This window comes from Hydrogenophaga taeniospiralis CCUG 15921 (assembly GCF_001592305.1).
Taxonomy (GTDB): Bacteria; Pseudomonadota; Gammaproteobacteria; order Burkholderiales; family Burkholderiaceae_C; genus Hydrogenophaga; species Hydrogenophaga taeniospiralis.
Genome location: NZ_BCWR01000015.1, coordinates 80261 through 94714 on the forward strand (window position 1 = coordinate 80261; position 14454 = coordinate 94714).

Sequence of the window (14454 nt, forward strand, 5' to 3'; positions counted from 1 at the left end):
GCAACCACACAACGGGACCGACCCGATCCGCGGTCCCGTCGGGGTTGTCTCTTGTCACAGTTTTATGCACTCAGCAAGATTCGCAGCATGCGACGCAGCGGTTCGGCCGCACCCCACAGCAACTGGTCACCGATGGTGAATGCGCCGACATATTCCGGGCCCATGGCCAGCTTGCGGATGCGGCCGACCGGGATCGTCATGGTGCCCGTCACGGCCACCGGCGTCAGATCCTTGATGGTCGCCTCGCGGTTGTTGGGCACGACTTTGACCCATTCGTTGTCGGCGGCGATCATGGCTTCCAGATCGGCGACTGGAACGTCCTTGCGCAGTTTGAAGGTCAAGGCCTGGCTGTGGCAGCGCATGGCTCCCACGCGCACGCAGAAGCCGTCCACCGGAATGGCGGCAGAGCCGAAGCCCTCGCCCATGCCGAGAATCTTGTTGGTCTCGGCCATGCCCTTCCACTCTTCCTTGGACATGCCGTTGCCCAGATCCTTGTCGATCCAGGGAATCAACGAGCCGCCCAGCGGCACGCCGAAGTTGGCCGTTTCAGAACTGCTCAACGCACGTTGCTTGGCGATCACCTTGCGGTCGATTTCCAGGATGGCGCTCTTGGGGTCGTCCAGCAGGGATTTCACTTCGGCATTGAGCGTGCCGTACTGCGTGAGCAGCTCGCGCATGTGCTGAGCGCCGCCGCCGGACGCCGCCTGGTAGGTCTGGGTGCTCATCCATTCCACCAGCCCGGCCTTGTACAGCGCACCCACGCCCATGAGCATGCAGCTGACGGTGCAGTTGCCGCCGACCCAGTTCTTGCCGCCGTTGGCCAGTGCGTCCTTGATCACCGGCATGTTCACCGGATCCAGGATGATGACGGCGTCTTTTTCCATGCGCAGCGTGGAGGCGGCGTCGATCCAGTGGCCGTTCCAGCCAGCGGCACGCAGTTTGGGGAACACCTCGCTGGTGTAGTCGCCACCCTGGGCGGTGATGACGATGTCGCAGCGCTTGAGGGCCGCGATGTCGTGCGCATCCTGCAGGGTGGTCTCGTTCTTCGCCATCGCGGGGGCCTTGCCGCCGGCGTTGGAGGTGGAGAAGAACAGGGGCTCGATCAGGTCGAAGTCTTTTTCCTCGACCATGCGATCCATCAATACCGAGCCGACCATGCCGCGCCAGCCGACCAAACCAACCAACTTGCTCATTTCAAACGCCCTTTCAAGTAGATAAACAGGTCCAGACCAGACCGACTTGCCCGGCTCGTCTGGCCGGGGAGGGCGCACGACGAACCAGGCTGGATCAGCCCTTAATGGTCGTGGTTTTGATGGTGATTGCGCGCGCGACCACACCGGCCAGGGCGGCGGGTGCATTGTTCGGGTTGAACGGGTGGGCGGCAAACATGGTTGGGAATTGTACCGGATGGCCGCTTGGGCGAAACTGACACGCGGGCACAAAAAAAGGCAGCCCGGGGGCTGCCTGTGTCTGGGGTGCGGTGCGGCGGCGATCAGCCCAGCGCCTTGACCACCGCGTCGCCCATCTGCGCCGTACCGACCTGGGTCGTGCCCTCGCTCCAGATGTCGGGCGTGCGCAGCCCCTGTGCCAGCACCTTCTGCACGGCGGCCTCGATGCGTTGCGCGGCCGCTTCCTGGTTCAAGCTGAAGCGCAGCATCATGGCCGCACTCAGGATGGTGGCCAGCGGGTTGGCCACACCCTTGCCGGCGATGTCGGGCGCGCTGCCGTGGCTGGGTTCGTACAGGCCCTGGTTCTTCGAGTTCAGCGAGGCCGAGGGCAGCATGCCAATGGAGCCGGTGAGCATGGACGCTTCGTCAGACAGGATGTCACCGAACATGTTGCCCGTCACCACCACGTCGAAGGCCTTGGGCGCCTTGACCAGCTGCATCGCGGCGTTGTCCACGTACATGTGCTGCAGTTCCACGTCGGGGTACTGGGCGTGCACTTCGGTGACCACGTCTTTCCAGAACTGGAAGGTCTCCAGCACGTTGGCCTTGTCCACGCTGGTGACTTTCTTGTTGCGCTTGCGCGCGGCCTGGAAGGCGACGTGGGCGATGCGCTCGATCTCCGGTTTGCTGTAGCGCATGGTGTCGAAGGCTTCTTCGGCGCCGGGGAAGTGGCCATCGGTGGCCACGCGGCGGCCGCGCGGCTGGCCAAAGTAGATGTCGCCCGTGAGCTCGCGGATGATGAGGATGTCCAGGCCGGCGATCAGTTCGGGTTTGAGGCTGGAGGCCCCCACCAGCTGTTCGTAGCAGATCGCCGGACGGAAGTTGGCGAACAGGCCCAGGTTCTTGCGCAGGCCCAGGATGGCCTGTTCGGGGCGCAGTGGGCGGTCCAGCTTGTCGTACTTCCAGTCGCCCACGGCGCCGAACAGCACCGCGTCGGCTGCTTTGGCCAGGTTCAGCGTGGACTCGGGCAGCGGGTGGCCGTGCGCCTCGTAAGCGGCGCCGCCGACCAGGGCGGATTCCATCTCGAACGTGAGATCAAGCGCGTTGAGAACTTTGACCGCCTCGGCGACGATTTCGGTGCCGATGCCGTCACCGGGGAGAACTGCGATTTTCATGAGATGAATGTCTGGAGTTGATGGGGTGTCCGATCAGGACACCATGGTGTGGGCAAGCCACGGTTTCGTGGCAAGACGCTGCGCCTCAAAGGCCTGTATCTTGTCCTTGTGGCGCAAGGTCAGGCCGATATCGTCCAAACCGTTGAGCAGGCAGTACTTGCGGAAGGCCTGCACCTCGAACGGGATTTCTTCACCCTGCGGTTTCATGATCACCTGGCGCTCCAGGTCAATCGTCAGCTGGTAGCCCGGGAAGGCATACACCTCGTCGAACAGCTGGGCCACCGTGGCCTCGGGCAGCACGATGGGCAGCAGCCCGTTCTTGAAACAGTTGTTGAAGAAGATGTCGGCGTAGCTCGGTGCAATGACGGCGCGAAAGCCATACTGGTCGATGGCCCAGGGGGCGTGTTCGCGGCTGGAGCCGCAGCCGAAATTCTTGCGGGTCAGCAGCACCGAGGCGCCTTTGTAGCGCGGCTGGTTGAGCACGAAATCCGGGTTGGGCTTGCGCTGGCTCTCGGGCACACCGGGCTGGCCCGGCTGGTCCAGGTAGCGCCACTCGTCGAACAGGTTGGGGCCAAAGCCGGTCTTGCGGATCGACTTGAGGAACTGCTTGGGGATGATGGCGTCGGTGTCGACGTTCTCGCGGTCCATGGGGGCCACGAGGCCCTGGTGAATGGTGAATTTCTGCATGATGGTGTGAGGGGTGTTGAGGGGCTGGCCTCAGTTGGTCGCATCCTTGACGGCGTCGCCAGCCTTTTCCAGGCCGGAGCCGACAGCCTGACCAGCGGCCTTGCCGCCTTCGACGGTCTTGTCCTTGACCTCGACGGCTTTGTCAACGACGGCGTCCTTGACTTCCACGACCTTGTCTTTGACCACGTGCGCGTCCTGTTTGACGCCTTGCACGGTGTTGCAGGCGGCCAGGGACATCAGGGCTGCGGTGGCCATCAGGGTGAGCAGGGGTTTGGTAGAGGACATGAGAGGACTCCTTGATGAGGGCTCGGGACGGAGGATCAGGCGATGGTGCGCACGTCAATGAAATGGCCGTGGATCGCGGCGGCGGCGGCCATGGCGGGGGAAACCAGGTGGGTGCGGCCACCTGCGCCCTGGCGGCCTTCGAAGTTGCGGTTGCTGGTGGAGGCGCAGCGTTCGCCGGGTTCCAGGCGGTCGGCGTTCATGGCCAGGCACATCGAGCAGCCCGGTTCGCGCCACTCGAAGCCGGCGGCCTTGAAGACCTCATGCAGGCCTTCGCGCTCGGCCTGTTCCTTGACCAGACCGGAGCCGGGAACGACCATGGCCAGCTTGATGTTTTTGGCCACTTTCTGGCCCAGCTTCTTCACCACCGCTGCGGCTTCGCGCATGTCTTCGATGCGGCTGTTGGTGCAAGAGCCGATGAACACCTTGTCCACGAAGATGTCGTTCAGGGCCTTGCCTGGCTCCAACGCCATGTAGGTGAGTGCACGCTCAATGGCGCCACGCTTGTTCGGGTCTTTTTCCTTCTCGGGATCAGGCACGCGGGCGTCCACACCGAGCACCATCTCGGGCGAGGTGCCCCAGGTGACCTGCGGCACGATCGTGCTGGCGTCCAGCGTCACCACGGTGTCGAACACCGCGTCGGCGTCCGAGTGCAGTGTCTTCCAGTAGGCCACGGCCTGCTCCCATTCCACCCCGGTGGGGGAGAGCGGGCGGCCTTTGACGTATTCGATGGTTTTTTCATCCACCGCCACCAGACCAGCGCGTGCACCGCCTTCGATGGCCATGTTGCACACCGTCATGCGGCCTTCCATCGACAGGGCGCGGATCGCGCTGCCGCCGAATTCGATGGTGTAGCCGGTGCCGCCCGCGGTGCCGATCTTGCCGATGATGGCCAGCACGATGTCCTTGGCGGTCACGCCCTTGGCGAGTTGCCCGTCCACGCGCACCAGCATGTTCTTGGCCTTCTTGGCCAGCAGGGTCTGCGTCGCCATGACGTGCTCGACCTCGCTGGTGCCGATACCGTGCGCCAGCGCGCCAAACGCCCCGTGGGTGCTGGTGTGGCTGTCGCCGCAGACCACCGTCATGCCGGGCAGGGTGGCGCCGTTTTCCGGGCCGATCACGTGCACGATGCCCTGGCGTTGGGACATGAAGGGGAAGAAGGCCGCCGCGCCGAATTCGGCGATGTTGTCGTTCAGCGTGGTGATCTGTTCTTTGCTGATCGGGTCGGTGATGCCGTCGTAGCCCTGCTCCCAGCCGGTGGTGGGGGTGTTGTGGTCGGCGGTGGCCACGATCGAGCTCACGCGCCAGACCTTGCGGCCCGCCTGACGCAGGCCTTCAAACGCCTGCGGGCTGGTCACTTCGTGCACGAGGTGGCGGTCGATGTAGAGGACGGACGTGCCATCCTCCTCGGTGTGGACGACGTGTTCGTCCCAGATCTTGTCGTAGAGCGTGCGTGCCATGGGTGGGGTCCTTTGCTGATGGAATTTTATGCGTGGGGGTCTGTAACGGTGTGTTGCCCGGACTGCTCGCCCAGGTGGGCAACGAGCAGCCGGGCGGTGACGGGCAAGGTCGAAAAATCGCGGGCCACCAGGTCGATCTGCCGGGTGGCCCAGTCATCGGTCAGTGCCACACAGGTGAGCTCGCCCACGCCGTGCATCAGCTCGAAAGCACGCCGGGGCATCAGACCGACGCCCAGACCGTTGTGGATCATGCGGCACATGGCGTCCAGCCCGGTCACCCGGATGCGCAGCCGGATGCCGCGGCCGGCGGCGGTGGCGGCCTGGTGCATGGCCTGGTAGATGGAGCTGTTGGCGTGCAGTCCCACATGATCCCAGTCAAGACTGTCGGCGAAGGCCAGTTGTTTCTCACCCGCGAGGGGGTGTGCCTGCGGGACGATCAGCACCAGCTGGTCCTGCCGGTAGGGGCGAGTCTGCAGGTCGGGCAGGGGGCCGCTCACCCCCGTGTGGCAGATGCCCAGATCGGCCGCGCCTTCCTGCACGGCCCGCACCACCTCGCTGGACAGGTGTTCTTCCAGGTCGATCTTGACCTGGTCGTGCAGGCGGGTGAAGCTGCCCAGATCCTCGGGCAGGAACTGGACGATGGCCGAGATGTTGGCATGCATGCGCACATGGCCACGCACACCGTCGGCGTATTCGGACAACTCGCCCTGCATCTTGTCCAGGCTGAACAACACCGAGCGCGCGTGGTGGAGCAGGCTCTGGCCGGCGGGCGTGGGGCTGGCACCCCGGGCATGGCGGTAGAGCAGCGTGGTGCCCACGGTGCTTTCAAGATCGGATAGGCGCTTGCTCACGGCCGAGGTGGCCATGAATTCCTGCTCGGCCGCCTTGCCGATGCTGCCGCGCTCGCACACCGCCACAAAGAGCTGGAGCGAGGTGAGGTCGAGGCGGCGGGTGAAGCTGCGGTCTGGGGTGTTCATGGCTGACTCTTCGTCAATGACGATGAGTCACAAATTTTCTCACCTTGTTAGAGTTCTAGGCATCGCATTTCACGATGAGTGTCCCCGCCAAAATAAAACCCGCCAAAAGCGGGTTTTGTGGGGGTGGAAGCCGGCTCGGGACTTCTGAGGGGCAGTCCCCGCAGGGCATCGCGGAACCGGCTCCGCCGGGCCGCCAGTGCCGCCCCCTGGAGGGGTGACGCAGCAGGCGGCGCGGGGTTGGTGCTCTTACCTCGAAGCCAGCGGCTTGACGTCGCGGCGCTCGGAGCCGGTGAACAGCTGGCGCGGGCGGCCGATCTTGTACTCGGGGTCGCTGATCATTTCGTTCAGTTGGGCGATCCAGCCGACCGTGCGGGCCAGCGCGAAGATGCCGGTGAACAGGTTGACCGGGATGCCGATGGCGCGTTGCACGATGCCAGAGTAGAAGTCCACGTTCGGGTACAGCTTGCGCGAGACGAAGTATTCGTCTTCCAGGGCGATCTTTTCCAGTTCCTTGGCGAGCTTGAACAGCGGATCGTTTTCCAGGCCCAGCTCGGCCAGCACTTCGTTGCAGGTCTCCTGCATCAGCTTGGCGCGCGGATCGTAGTTCTTGTACACGCGGTGACCGAAGCCCATGAGCTTGACGCCGGAGTTCTTGTCCTTGACCTTTTCCATGAACTCGCCGACCTTGGACACACCGCCCTGGCGCTGGATGTCTTCCAGCATGTTCAGGCAGGCTTCGTTGGCGCCGCCGTGGGCCGGGCCCCAGAGGCAAGCCACGCCAGCCGCGATGGCGGCGAACGGGTTGGTGCCCGACGAACCGCACAGGCGCACGGTGGAGGTGGAGGCGTTCTGCTCGTGGTCGGCGTGCAGGATGAAGATGCGATCCAGCGCCTTCTCCAGCACGGGGTTGACCTTGTACTCTTCACAGGGCGTGCCGAACATCATGCGCAGGAAGTTGCCCGAGTAGCTCAGGTCGTTGCGCGGATACATGTAGGGCTGGCCGATGCCGTACTTATAGGCCATGGCCACCAGCGTGGGCATCTTGGCGATCAGGCGGATCGCGGCGATGCGGCGGTGCTCGGGGTTGTTGATGTCGGTGCTGTCGTGATAGAAGGCCGACAGCGCGCCCACCAGACCGGTGAGCACGGCCATGGGGTGCGCGTCACGGCGGAAGCCACGCAGGAAGAACTGCATCTGCTCGTTGACCATGGTGTGGTTGATCACGAGTTTGTGGAAGTCGCCGCGCTCCTTGTCGTTGGGCAACTCGCCATTGAGCAGCAGGTAGCAGGTGTCGAGGTAGTCGCAGTTGGTGGCGAGCTGCTCGATGGGGTAGCCGCGGTACAGCAGCTCACCCTTGTCGCCATCGATGTAGGTGATGGCCGACTGGCAGGAGGCGGTGGACAGGAAGCCGGGGTCGTAGGTGAACATGCCCGTCTGCGCGTACAGCTTGCGGATGTCGATCACGTCCGGGCCGATGCTGCCGGCGTAGACCGGCATCTCGACGCTGGGGCTTCCGTTGGAGAACGACAGGGTGGCTTTGTTGTCTACGAGTTTCATGCGGGTTCCTTTTAAGGGGGCTTAAATGGGTTGCCGGGCTGCGCGCAGCAGGCCCAGTACGTGCGTGACGTCGTCACGGGCCAGTTCGCCCTGGGGTGGCTTCCTTCCCAGCAACAGATCGAGCAGATCGTTGTCGGACAGTTCCATTAAAACCCCAAGAGCTTGAGCCTGGCTGACGGTCAGGCCAGGGGCGTGCCTGGCAAAAAAACTGTCGATGAACAGATCGTTCTCGAGCAGTCCACGGCGGCAGCGCCAGCGCAGCTTGCTCAAGGCGCGTGGATCGAGCAGGGCGTCGGTGGTGCTGGCTTCCATGATGGGTCGGGTGATGCTGGTGCGCTCAGATCGAGCGCATCACCATCATTTCCTTGATCTTGCCGATGGCTTTGGTCGGATTCAGGTTCTTCGGACACACGTCCACACAGTTCATGATGGTGTGGCAGCGGAACAGGCGGTACGGGTCTTCCAGGTTGTCCAGGCGCTCGCTGGTGGCTTCGTCGCGGCTGTCGGCGATGAAGCGGTAGGCTTGCAGCAGGCCGGCCGGGCCGACGAACTTGTCCGGGTTCCACCAGAAGCTGGGGCAGCTGGTCGAGCAGCTCGCGCACAGGATGCACTCGTACAGGCCGTTGAGCTCTTCGCGCTCTTCGGGGCTCTGCAGACGCTCAGTCTGGGGTGGCGGTGTGTCGTTGATCAGATAGGGCTTGATGCTGTTGTACTGTTTGAAGAACAGCGTCATGTCCACGATCAGGTCGCGCACCACCGGCAGGCCGGGCAGCGGCTTCAAGGTGATCACGCCGGGCAGGGTGTTCATGTTGGTCAGGCAGGCCAGACCGTTCTTGCCGTTGATGTTCATCGCGTCCGAACCGCAGACGCCTTCACGGCAGGAGCGGCGGAAGGAAATCGAAGGGTCCACCGCCTTGAGCTTCATCAGCGCGTCGAGCAGCATGCGCTCGTGGCCGTCGAGTTCGACCTCGATGGTCTGCATGTAGGGCTTGGCGTCCTTTTCCGGGTCGTAGCGGTAGATCTTGAATGTGCGAAGGGCCATGGTGTTTTTCTCCGTGCTTCGTGGGCTATGGGTGGGTGGCTTAGAAGGTACGGACCTTCGGGGGCACGGACTCCACGGTCAGCGGCTTCAAATTGACGGGTTTGTAGGACAGGGTGTTGGTGGCGCTGTCCCACAGGGTGTGCTTCATCCACTCGGCGTCGTTGCGACCCAGCGGGAACTGGGCGTCGTCGGCCGGGCGCTCGTAGTCGTTGACCGTGTGGGCGCCGCGGCACTCGTGGCGCGCGGCGGCCGAGGTCATGGTGGCCTGGGCGACTTCCATCAGGTTGTCGACTTCGAGCGCTTCGATGCGCGCGGTGTTGAACACCTTGGACTTGTCCTTGAGCGTGATGTTGGCCACGCGCTCGCGCAGCGCGTTGATCTTGGTCACGCCTTCGTCCATCATGGCCTGGGTGCGGAACACGCCGGCATGCATCTGCATGGTCGCGCGCATGTCGTTGGCCACGTCCTGGGCGTATTCGCCGCTGGTGGAGTTGTCCAGGCGGGCCAGGCGGGCCAGGGTCTTGTCGGCGGCGTCGGCCGGCAGCGGTTTGTGGTTCTGGTTCTTGTCGTTGGTTTCGACGATGTGGTTGCCGGCCGCGCGGCCGAACACCAGCAGGTCGAGCAGCGAGTTGGTGCCCAGGCGGTTGGCGCCGTGCACGCTGACGCAGGCGCATTCGCCCACAGCGTACAGGCCGTTGACGACCTTCTGCGCGCCGTTGCCGTCGGGGGTGACGACCTGGCCGTTGATGTTGGTCGGGATGCCGCCCATCTGGTAGTGGATGGTGGGCACGACCGGGATCGGCTCGCGCGTGATGTCCACGTTGGCGAAGTTCACGCCGATCTCGTACACCGAGGGCAGGCGCTTGTGGATGGTCTCAGCGCCCAGGTGGTCGAGCTTGAGCAGCACATAGTCCTTGTTGGGACCACAGCCACGGCCTTCCTTGATTTCCTGGTCCATGCAGCGCGAGACGAAGTCGCGTGGCGCCAGATCCTTCAGGGTGGGCGCGTAGCGCTCCATGAAACGCTCGCCTTCGCTGTTGAGCAGGATCGCGCCTTCACCGCGGCAGCCTTCGGTCAGCAGCACGCCCGCGCCGGCCACGCCGGTGGGGTGGAACTGCCAGAACTCCATGTCCTGCAGCGGGATGCCGGCACGCGCCGCCATGCCCAGGCCGTCGCCGGTGTTGATAAAGGCGTTGGTGGAGGCGGCAAAGATGCGGCCCGCGCCCCCCGTGGCCAGCAGGGTCTGCTTGGCTTCGAGGATGTAGGTTTCGCCGGTCTCCATTTCCAGTGCGGTCACGCCCACCACGTCGCCGTCGGCGTCGCGGATCAGGTCCAGCGCCATCCATTCGACGAAGAAGGTGGTGCGGGCCTGCACGTTCTGCTGGTACAGCGTGTGCAGCATGGCGTGGCCGGTGCGGTCGGCCGCGGCGCAGGCGCGCTGCACCGGCTTTTCACCGTAGTTGGCGGTGTGGCCGCCGAAGGGGCGCTGGTAGATGGTGCCGTCGGGGTTGCGGTCGAACGGCATGCCAAAGTGTTCGAGCTCGTAGACCACCTTCGGGGCTTCGCGGCACATGAATTCGATGGCGTCCTGGTCGCCCAGCCAGTCGGAGCCCTTGATGGTGTCGTAGAAGTGGTAGTGCCAGTTGTCTTCGCTCATGTTGCCGAGCGAGGCGGACACGCCACCTTGTGCGGCCACGGTGTGCGAACGGGTCGGGAACACCTTGGAGAGCACGGCCACCTTCAGGCCGGCGCGGGCGAGTTGCAGCGAGGCACGCATGCCGGAGCCGCCGGCGCCGACGATCACGACGTCAAATTGGCGCTTGGGGAGATTTGCAGTTGCGGTCATGGCTTCAGAGACTCCAGAGAACTTGAACAGCCCAGCCCAGGCAGGCCACGAGCCAGACGATGGTGACGATGTGCAGCACGAGGCGGATGCCGGCGGGCTTGACGTAGTCCATCCAGATGTCGCGCATGCCGATCCACGCGTGGTAGGCCAGGGCCACGAAAACGACGAAGGTCAGGGCCTTCATCCACTGGGCAGCAAAGATGCCGGCCCAGGATTCGTAGCCGATGGGGCCGCTGGTGAACAGCACCTGCAGCAGCACGATCAGGGTGAACAGCGCCATCAGGGCGGCGGAGACGCGCTGGGCGAGCCAGTCGCGCAGGCCATAGTGGGCGCCGGTGACGACGCGCTTGGAACCGTAATTGACAGACATGGTGTATTCCTCTCGGTGGCGCTCAGTACAGGCCGAACAGTTTGGCGCCGAGCACCAGCGTCAGGCCGATGCTCAGGGCCAGGGTGACGATGGCCGACGATTTGCCGAACTCTTTGCTAACCGCGTGGGCCACGTCCATGTACAGGTGGCGCACACCCGCGATCAGGTGGTGCAGGTAGGCCCAGATGAGGGCCAGCACCACCAGCTTGAAGAACCAGCCCGGCACAAAACCCAGGCCGGCCGAGAAGGCCGAGCTGAAACGATCGAAGGAAATTTCGGACGACACCGAGGTGTCGAACAGCCAGACGATCAGCGGCAGCAGCACAAACATCAGGCCACCGCTGGCGCGGTGCAGGATCGAGACCCAGCCGGCCAGGGGCAGGCGGTAGGTGGTCAGGTCCTTGAAGGCGTTGATGTTGCGGAACTCGGGCCGCTTCTTGGTCAACTCGGTCATGGTGGGGCTTTCTTCCGGGGGGCGGACAGGGGATTGGAAGGGGGATGTAACTCGTTGGTAACTCGGACCACGGGCCCGTAAATTCTATTGCAACGCAGCATACGGGTCGCTGACGCGGCGAGGATCGCTCTGGCTTTCATGGCGGCATGGGGTCCCGCTTTCAACTCAGTTCGTTGCGGTAGTGGCGCGATTCGGTGCGGTACAGACCGCGGCGCAACTCCATGGGCACGTCGTTGTACGTGTAGGCCAGACGCTCCACGCTGAGCAGCGGGTGGCCTTCGGGTACGTCGAGCAGCCTGGCCGCGTCGGCATCGGCCGCCACCGCCTTGATCTTCTCCACCGCCCGCACCATGCGCACCCCGAACTGGGTCTCAAACAGGGCGTACATCGGGCCCTTGTCGTCGGACAGGGTCTCCACCGTCAGGCCCTTGAACGGACCACCGGGCAGCCACAGGTCTTCCAGGATGGCGGGACTGCCCGCGAAGGCCAGTACGCGCTTGACTTGAAGGATGGGGTCGCCGGTGCGCAGCGCGAGCTGGCGCGCGACCTCGGCGCTGGCCCGCAGGCGGCGGCATTCGATGATGCGGCGCTCGGCCGGGCCCTGTTGCGCCAGATTGCCGGCATCGGGCAGCAGTCGCAGGAAGCGGTACTGGATGTGCTGTTCGGCGTGGGTGGCGACAAAGGTGCCCTTGCCCTGGCGGCGCACCAGCAGGTTGTCGGTGGCGAGTTCGTCGATGGCCTTGCGCACTGTGCCCTGGCTCACGCGAAAGCGCGCGGCCAGATCGAATTCGCTGGGGATCATGTCGCCCGGTTTCCATTCGCCCGCCTGCAGGCTGCGCAGGATCAGCGTCTTGATCTGCTGGTAGAGCGGGCTGAACGCGGGCGCGGCCGGCGCCATGCCGCCCGCGTCGCCAAAGGCCGGGGCGGTGGTGTCCGGCCCGTCGGCGGGCGACGGTTCGGACGGGAATGCAGGTGTGGTGGCCATGATGTCTCGGGACCCGGCGGTGCCGCCCGGTTTGCTCAATCATATCTTATATAAGACATAAGACAAATTGACTTCACAGGGTTTGCACGGGTACACTCGCAGGCTGCGTCAGAACCACCTCTTACGGGTTTGCCCGCGTCTTTGTGGCCTCCGCCCCGGGGTTCTCCCCGCCGATTTCTTTCACCTTTCCACCGTCCTTTCTGGAGTTTTCACCATGAGCAAGAAGCCCGTTCGTGTTGCCGTCACCGGCGCCGCTGGTCAAATCGGTTACGCCCTGCTGTTCCGCATCGCCTCGGGCGAAATGCTGGGCAAGGACCAGCCCGTGATCCTGCAACTGCTGGAAATCCCCGACGAGAAGGCCCAGAAGGCGCTCAAGGGCGTGATGATGGAATTGGAAGACTGCGCCTTTCCGCTGCTGGCCGGCATGGAAGCCCACAGCGACCCGATGACCGCCTTCAAGGACACCGACTACGCGCTGCTGGTCGGCTCGCGTCCGCGCGGCCCCGGCATGGAGCGTGCCGAGCTGCTGAGCATCAACGGCGCCATCTTCACCGCCCAGGGCAAGGCCCTGAACGCCGTGGCCAGCCGCAACGTCAAGGTGCTGGTGGTCGGCAACCCGGCCAATACCAACGCCTACATCGCCATGAAGGCCGCCCCCGATCTGAAGCCGGGCAACTTCACCGCCATGCTGCGCCTGGACCACAACCGCGCCGCCAGCCAGCTGGCCGCCAAGACCGGCAAGGCCGTGTCCTCCATCAAGAAGCTGGCCGTGTGGGGCAACCACTCGCCCACCATGTACGCCGACTACCGCTTCGCCACCATCGACGGTGCTTCAGTCAAGGACATGATCAACGACCAGGCCTGGAACAAGGACGTTTTCCTGCCCACCGTGGGCAAGCGCGGCGCCGCCATCATTGAAGCGCGCGGCCTCTCTTCCGCCGCCTCGGCCGCCAACGCCGCCATCGACCACATGCGCGACTGGGCCCTGGGCACCAACGGCGAATGGGTCACCATGGGCATCCCGTCGCAAGGCTGGTACGGCATCCCCAAGGACGTGATGTTCGGCTTCCCCGTCACCTGCGCCAACGGCGAGTACACGGTGGTCGAAGGCCTGGAGATCGACGCCTTCTCGCAAGAGTGCATCAACAAGACCCTGGCCGAGCTGCAAGGCGAGCAGGACGGCGTCAAGCACCTGCTGTAACCCGTTGGTAACCACGGCGTGATCCATCCGCGCGACATTCTTCTGGGGGCCCAGGCCGGCGCGTTCGCGCTGCCGGTCTGCGACCACTACAGCGGGGTGGAAGCTCGGATGAAGAAGAGCCTGCAGCTGCAGGCCGAGATGACCGAGGAGTTCGGCACCTGCGTGTTCGACGTCACGCTCGACTGCGAAGATGGCGCCCCGGTGGGCGGCGAGGCGGATCATGCGGCGCTGGTCACCGCGCTCGCGCTGGGCGCGGCGCCCGAGGCCCGCGTGGCCGTTCGCGTGCACCCGGTGGACCACCCGGCCTTCGACGCCGACGTGGCCACCATCGCGGGGCAGGCCGCTTCGAAGCTGGTGCACCTGATGGTGCCCAAGGTCGAGTCGGTGGCCGATGTGCTGCGCGCCGTGGCCGCCATGGACGCCGCCGGCGCGACCGCGCTGCCGTTGCACGTGCTGATCGAGTCGCCCGCTGCGGTGCACTGGGCCTTTGACATCGCGGCTCACCCGCGCGTGCAGAGCCTGAGTTTTGGGCTGATGGACTTCGTGTCCGCGCATGGCGGCGCGATTCCGGCGGACGGCATGAGCATGGCCGGGCAGTTCAGCCACCCGCTGGTGCTGCGCGCCAAGCTCGAGATCGCCAGCGCCTGCCATGCCAACGGCAAGGTGCCGTCGCATTGCGTGGTTACCGAGTTCAAGGACACCCAGGCGCTGGGCCAGGCCGCGCGCACGGCCGCGCGAGAACTCGGCTACACCCGCATGTGGAGCATCCACCCCGACCAGATACGGCCGGTGCTCGAAGCGTTCGCGCCCCGGGCCGACGAGATCGAACAGGCCGCCGCCATCCTGCTGGCCGCGCAGCGGGCCGACTGGGCGCCGGTGCCGCACGACGGCCGTCTGCACGACCGCGCGAGCTACCGCTTCTTCTGGCAGGTGCTGGTGCGCGCCCACGCGACCGGGCGTCCGATGCCCGAAGAGGTGACTCCCTTTTTCGCCACAATGAACGTTTTGGCTGATCAATCATGAAGGGGAC

Annotated in this window: 15 protein-coding genes; 2 read left to right on the plus strand and 13 right to left on the minus strand. The window is 64.7% G+C overall.

What is annotated here, in order from left to right; all coding sequences use genetic code 11:
* Positions 1–62: 62 nt before the first annotated feature.
* The 13 genes from asd to HTA01S_RS17265 form a co-directional block, all read right to left on the minus strand.
* On the minus strand, positions 63–1193 hold the full coding sequence (asd, locus tag HTA01S_RS17205) for an aspartate-semialdehyde dehydrogenase (protein ID WP_068173968.1): 1131 nt from the start codon (positions 1191–1193) through the stop codon (positions 63–65).
* A 299-nt stretch (positions 1194–1492) separates the two neighbouring features.
* Complete coding sequence (gene leuB, locus HTA01S_RS17210) at positions 1493–2563, minus strand: 3-isopropylmalate dehydrogenase (RefSeq protein ID WP_068173969.1); 1071 nt, start codon at positions 2561–2563, stop codon at positions 1493–1495.
* Between the two features lie 33 nt (positions 2564–2596).
* On the minus strand, positions 2597–3250 hold the full coding sequence (leuD, locus tag HTA01S_RS17215) for a 3-isopropylmalate dehydratase small subunit (RefSeq protein WP_068173970.1): 654 nt from the start codon (positions 3248–3250) through the stop codon (positions 2597–2599).
* A gap of 30 nt (positions 3251–3280) precedes the next feature.
* Positions 3281–3535 carry a hypothetical protein gene (locus tag HTA01S_RS17220; RefSeq protein ID WP_068173971.1) on the minus strand — a complete coding sequence of 85 codons (255 nt, stop codon included), beginning with the start codon at positions 3533–3535 and terminating at the stop codon, positions 3281–3283.
* 35 nt (positions 3536–3570) lie between these two features.
* Positions 3571–4992, minus strand: a complete 1422-nt coding sequence (leuC, locus tag HTA01S_RS17225; protein WP_068173972.1) for a 3-isopropylmalate dehydratase large subunit — start codon at positions 4990–4992, stop codon at positions 3571–3573.
* Positions 4993–5018: 26 nt separating this feature from the next.
* Positions 5019–5969, minus strand: a complete 951-nt coding sequence (locus tag HTA01S_RS17230; protein WP_068173973.1) for a LysR substrate-binding domain-containing protein — start codon at positions 5967–5969, stop codon at positions 5019–5021.
* A 246-nt stretch (positions 5970–6215) separates the two neighbouring features.
* Positions 6216–7526: a citrate synthase gene (locus HTA01S_RS17235; protein WP_068173974.1), complete on the minus strand. Its 1311-nt coding sequence runs from the start codon at positions 7524–7526 to the stop codon at positions 6216–6218.
* A 21-nt stretch (positions 7527–7547) separates the two neighbouring features.
* Positions 7548–7838 (minus strand): FAD assembly factor SdhE, encoded by a 291-nt coding sequence (locus HTA01S_RS17240; RefSeq protein ID WP_068173975.1) that lies wholly within the window; start codon positions 7836–7838, stop codon positions 7548–7550.
* Positions 7839–7863: 25 nt separating this feature from the next.
* A complete protein-coding gene (locus HTA01S_RS17245; protein ID WP_068173976.1) occupies positions 7864–8568 on the minus strand; it encodes a succinate dehydrogenase iron-sulfur subunit in 705 nt (234 codons plus the stop codon).
* Positions 8569–8608: 40 nt separating this feature from the next.
* On the minus strand, positions 8609–10414 hold the full coding sequence (gene sdhA, locus HTA01S_RS17250; protein ID WP_068173977.1) for a succinate dehydrogenase flavoprotein subunit: 1806 nt from the start codon (positions 10412–10414) through the stop codon (positions 8609–8611).
* Positions 10415–10418: 4 nt separating this feature from the next.
* Entirely contained in the window at positions 10419–10784 is a 366-nt protein-coding gene (sdhD, locus tag HTA01S_RS17255) for a succinate dehydrogenase, hydrophobic membrane anchor protein (protein WP_068173978.1), read from the minus strand.
* A gap of 22 nt (positions 10785–10806) precedes the next feature.
* The gene (gene sdhC / locus HTA01S_RS17260) at positions 10807–11238 is read right to left on the minus strand and encodes a succinate dehydrogenase, cytochrome b556 subunit (RefSeq protein WP_068173979.1); all 432 of its coding nucleotides are present in this window, start codon (positions 11236–11238) and stop codon (positions 10807–10809) included.
* Between the two features lie 160 nt (positions 11239–11398).
* Positions 11399–12136, minus strand: coding sequence for a GntR family transcriptional regulator (locus HTA01S_RS17265; RefSeq protein ID WP_068174138.1), 738 nt, complete (start codon positions 12134–12136; stop codon positions 11399–11401).
* Positions 12137–12437: 301 nt separating this feature from the next.
* Between HTA01S_RS17265 and HTA01S_RS17270 the strand changes: the two genes are divergently transcribed.
* Complete coding sequence (locus HTA01S_RS17270) at positions 12438–13424, plus strand: malate dehydrogenase (RefSeq protein ID WP_068173980.1); 987 nt, start codon at positions 12438–12440, stop codon at positions 13422–13424.
* A gap of 18 nt (positions 13425–13442) precedes the next feature.
* The gene (locus HTA01S_RS17275; protein ID WP_068173981.1) at positions 13443–14447 is read left to right on the plus strand and encodes an HpcH/HpaI aldolase/citrate lyase family protein; all 1005 of its coding nucleotides are present in this window, start codon (positions 13443–13445) and stop codon (positions 14445–14447) included.
* Positions 14448–14454 lie beyond the last annotated feature (7 nt).

Excerpts from the sequence above, each read along its gene's own strand:
- HTA01S_RS17240 (WP_068173975.1), bottom strand. The coding sequence starts at position 7,838 with ATGGAAGCCAGCACCACCGACGCCCTGCTCGATCCACGCGCCTTGAGC.
- sdhC (WP_068173979.1), bottom strand. The coding sequence starts at position 11,238 with ATGACCGAGTTGACCAAGAAGCGGCCCGAGTTCCGCAACATCAACGCC.
- HTA01S_RS17220 (WP_068173971.1), bottom strand. The coding sequence starts at position 3,535 with ATGTCCTCTACCAAACCCCTGCTCACCCTGATGGCCACCGCAGCCCTG.
- HTA01S_RS17265 (WP_068174138.1), bottom strand. The coding sequence starts at position 12,136 with ATGGCGCCGGCCGCGCCCGCGTTCAGCCCGCTCTACCAGCAGATCAAG.
- sdhA (WP_068173977.1), bottom strand. The coding sequence starts at position 10,414 with ATGACCGCAACTGCAAATCTCCCCAAGCGCCAATTTGACGTCGTGATC.
- HTA01S_RS17245 (WP_068173976.1), bottom strand. The coding sequence starts at position 8,568 with ATGGCCCTTCGCACATTCAAGATCTACCGCTACGACCCGGAAAAGGAC.
- HTA01S_RS17235 (WP_068173974.1), bottom strand. The coding sequence starts at position 7,526 with ATGAAACTCGTAGACAACAAAGCCACCCTGTCGTTCTCCAACGGAAGC.
- HTA01S_RS17230 (WP_068173973.1), bottom strand. The coding sequence starts at position 5,969 with ATGAACACCCCAGACCGCAGCTTCACCCGCCGCCTCGACCTCACCTCG.
- HTA01S_RS17270 (WP_068173980.1), top strand. The coding sequence starts at position 12,438 with ATGAGCAAGAAGCCCGTTCGTGTTGCCGTCACCGGCGCCGCTGGTCAA.
- asd (WP_068173968.1), bottom strand. The coding sequence starts at position 1,193 with ATGAGCAAGTTGGTTGGTTTGGTCGGCTGGCGCGGCATGGTCGGCTCG.
- leuD (WP_068173970.1), bottom strand. The coding sequence starts at position 3,250 with ATGCAGAAATTCACCATTCACCAGGGCCTCGTGGCCCCCATGGACCGC.
- sdhD (WP_068173978.1), bottom strand. The coding sequence starts at position 10,784 with ATGTCTGTCAATTACGGTTCCAAGCGCGTCGTCACCGGCGCCCACTAT.
- leuC (WP_068173972.1), bottom strand. The coding sequence starts at position 4,992 with ATGGCACGCACGCTCTACGACAAGATCTGGGACGAACACGTCGTCCAC.
- leuB (WP_068173969.1), bottom strand. The coding sequence starts at position 2,563 with ATGAAAATCGCAGTTCTCCCCGGTGACGGCATCGGCACCGAAATCGTC.